This is a genomic window from Paraburkholderia sp. SIMBA_053, from assembly GCF_046534895.1.
GTDB lineage: Bacteria > Pseudomonadota > Gammaproteobacteria > Burkholderiales > Burkholderiaceae > Paraburkholderia > Paraburkholderia caledonica.
Genome location: NZ_JAWRXU010000918.1, coordinates 1 through 263, shown reverse-complemented (window position 1 = coordinate 263; position 263 = coordinate 1). Strand labels below are relative to the sequence as shown.

Genomic DNA, 263 nt, shown 5'->3' with positions numbered 1-263 from the left:
GTCCGCCCATTCCGAGATCGTGCGGTGTAACCGAACCATCCGTATCCTGGCCGACGATGATGTAGCCCTTCTCCGCGCGCAGCACGTGCATCGTTTCCGTGCCGTACGGCGTGATGTCGAACTCGGCGCCCGCGGCCATCAGCGCTTCCCACACCGCGCGGCCCATGTTCGCCGGCACGTTCACTTCGTAGGCAAGCTCGCCCGAGAAGCTGATCCGCATCACGCGCGCCTTCACGCCTGCGACAGTACCGTTGCGATACGAC

Annotated in this window: 1 protein-coding gene; it reads right to left on the bottom strand. The window is 64.6% G+C overall.

Annotated elements, in window-relative coordinates; genetic code table 11:
* On the bottom strand, nucleotides 1-263 hold a 263-nt coding region (locus SB753_RS38295), incomplete at both ends, for a hypothetical protein (RefSeq protein WP_410805324.1).